Source organism: Cellulomonas sp. P4_B5_2, assembly GCF_056402235.1.
On the sequence record NZ_JBFUHU010000451.1, the window covers coordinates 1 to 2287 of the forward strand.

Consider the following 2287-nt stretch of genomic DNA (forward strand, 5'->3'; position numbering starts at 1 on the left):
GGTCCGGGCCATCCTCGACCAGCGGTCCGCCGGGGCGGCGGCACCGCGGGCCGGGTCCGAGGGCACCCCGACGTCCCCACCGGCATCCGCACCGCCGGCGCCGGCCGCCGCCGCTCCGGTGCCCCCGCCGCCGGTCGACACCATGACCAAGGCATCCGGATGAACGGCCCGACGACCACGCCGGGTGCGGCGATGCTGAGCCGCTCCTTCCGTGCCATGGCGAGCCCGGTGGAGCTGCGCGTCGTCGACCCGCACCCGCACGCAGCCACCTGCCTCGAGCGGGCCGAGCTCGTCGTCCTCGAGGTGGCGCGGCACTGCAGCCGGTTCGACCCGACGAGCGCCCTGTCGCGGGCGAACGCTGCGCCCGACGCCTGGCACGCGGTGCCCGGCATGCTCGCCGACGCGGTGCTCGAGGCCGAGCGCGCACACCGCGAGACCGACGGCCTCTTCGACCCGCGGGTCCTCGACTCTCTGCTCGCGTGGGGGTACGACCGGTCCCTGCCGTTCGCCGAGGGCGACGTGACGACCGCTGCGAGCGCGCCCGCGATGTCTCTCGTGGAACGCTGGCGGCCCATGACGCGACCCGGGGCGCGCCCGGCGCTGCGCCTCGGCGGGCGACCGATCGACCTCGGCGGCATCGGGAAGGGCCTCGCCGTCCGGTGGGCGGCCGCGGAGCTCGCCGGGTCGGGTGCGTCCTGGCTGGTCGACGCCGGCGGCGACGAGTACCTCGGCGGAGCCGGACCCGCGGGGAACGGCTGGCGGGTCGGCGTCGAGGATCCCCTGGGTGGGACCTCCCCGGTCCTCGTGCTCGCCGTGCGCGACGCAGGCTGCGCGACGTCATCCACGCGCCTGCGCCGCTGGACCTCGGCCGGTACCCCGGTGCACCATCTCGTCGACCCGCGCTCGGGTCGCCCCGGCGGTGCTGGGCTCGCCTCCGTCACGGTCGTGGGCCCCGACGCGGCCTGGGCCGAGGTGTGGTCGAAGACGCTGTTCCTCGCGGGCGCGGGCGCCATCGGTACCGCGGCGCAGGACCGCGGTCTCGCGGCCGCGTGGGTCACCACCGACGGCATCGTCGGCACGTCGCCCGCGATGGACCCCCTCGTGGTCTGGCGGCGTGACCGTGGCTGACGGCGTGCGGGACCCCGCGGCACGCGCAGGCATGGCCGTCCTGGCGATCTCCGCCGTCGCGTCGGTGGCCGCCGTCGTCAGGCTGGTGCGGGACGCCCTCGGCGGCGAGATGGTCGCCTGGCTGCTCGGCCGCGCGAGCGGGCTCACGTCGTACGTGCTGCTCGTCGCCCTCGTCTGCACGGGCCTGGTGCTGGCCCACCCCTGGGCGCGGCACCTCCGCGCACCGTCGCCGGCCGTGCGGCTGCGCCTGCATGCCGGGCTGGCGACGTTCACCCTCGCGTTCACCGTCCTGCACGTCGTGGTGCTCGCCACCGACCCGTGGGCGCAGGTCGGTTGGCGTGGCGCGGTCCTGCCGATGGCGTCGACGTATCGGCCGGTCGCCGTCACGCTCGGCGTGCTCGCGGTCTGGGCGGGCCTGCTCACCGGGCTGACGGCCCGCTTCGCCGGGCGGATCGCCCCGAGGGCCTGGTGGCCGATCCACAAGGTGGCGATCGGTTCGCTGGTCCTCGTCTGGGCGCACAGCGTGCTGGCGGGCTCGGATCTGCCTGCGCTGCGCGGCTTCTACCTGGCGTCGGGGTGCGCGGTCCTCGGGCTCGCCCTCACCCGCTACGCCGCGCGCACCCCGGCGGACCGGCTGGCCGAGCTGACGGACGAGCTCCTGGTCGACCGACGGAGAGCCGCGCGATGACGATCGCGACGACGGCACCGGTCCGCACCGGCGCGACGAGGACAACGCGGTCGTGCTTGCTCCTGGCGCCCATGGCCCTGCCCCGCACGGGTCCCGCCGACTCGCTGCGGCCCGGTCCGGTCGAGAGCGTGGCGGAGCACGAGGCGCGTCTCGGTCCGCGCCCGCCCGGCTCGAGCACCGTGCTCGAGGACGTCGAGCGCGGCGACCTGCACGGCCACGGCGGCGCGCACGTCTCGACCGCCCTGCGCTGGCGGCGCGCGCTACGGGAGCAGGGGTCGCTCACCGTCGTCGCGAACGGCGCCGAGAGCGAACCCGTCAGCGCCAAGGACGGCACCCTTCTGCGGCAGCGTCCGCACCTCGTCCTCGACGGGCTCCTGCTCGCGGCGGAGACCCTCGGCGCCGAGCGGGCCGTCGTCTGGCTGCACGGCGACGACGACGGCGCACACCTCGCGCTGGCCCGTGCGCTAGCGG

At 76.7% G+C, this 2287-nt stretch carries 2 protein-coding genes and 1 pseudogene; all 3 read left to right on the forward strand.

Translation table 11 applies throughout. The annotated features are described in order from the left end of the window. Window positions 1–192 precede the first annotated feature (192 nt). The gene (locus AC1DUQ_RS20975) at window positions 193–1128 is read left to right on the forward strand and encodes an FAD:protein FMN transferase (RefSeq protein WP_477074544.1); all 936 of its coding nucleotides are present in this window, start codon (window positions 193–195) and stop codon (window positions 1126–1128) included. After that, window positions 1115–1816: a ferric reductase-like transmembrane domain-containing protein gene (locus AC1DUQ_RS20980; protein ID WP_477061548.1), complete on the forward strand. Its 702-nt coding sequence runs from the start codon at window positions 1115–1117 to the stop codon at window positions 1814–1816. The genes AC1DUQ_RS20975 and AC1DUQ_RS20980 overlap by 14 nt, the downstream gene beginning before the upstream one ends. Further along, window positions 1813–2287 (forward strand): annotated as a pseudogene (locus AC1DUQ_RS20985) (hypothetical protein); the annotation flags it as partial. The gene AC1DUQ_RS20980 and the pseudogene AC1DUQ_RS20985, both read left to right, overlap by 4 nt.

Bases quoted from the DNA above. Each gene is read 5' to 3' on its own strand.
- AC1DUQ_RS20975 (WP_477074544.1), top strand. From the start codon at position 193: ATGCTGAGCCGCTCCTTCCGTGCCATGGCGAGCCCGGTGGAGCTGCGC.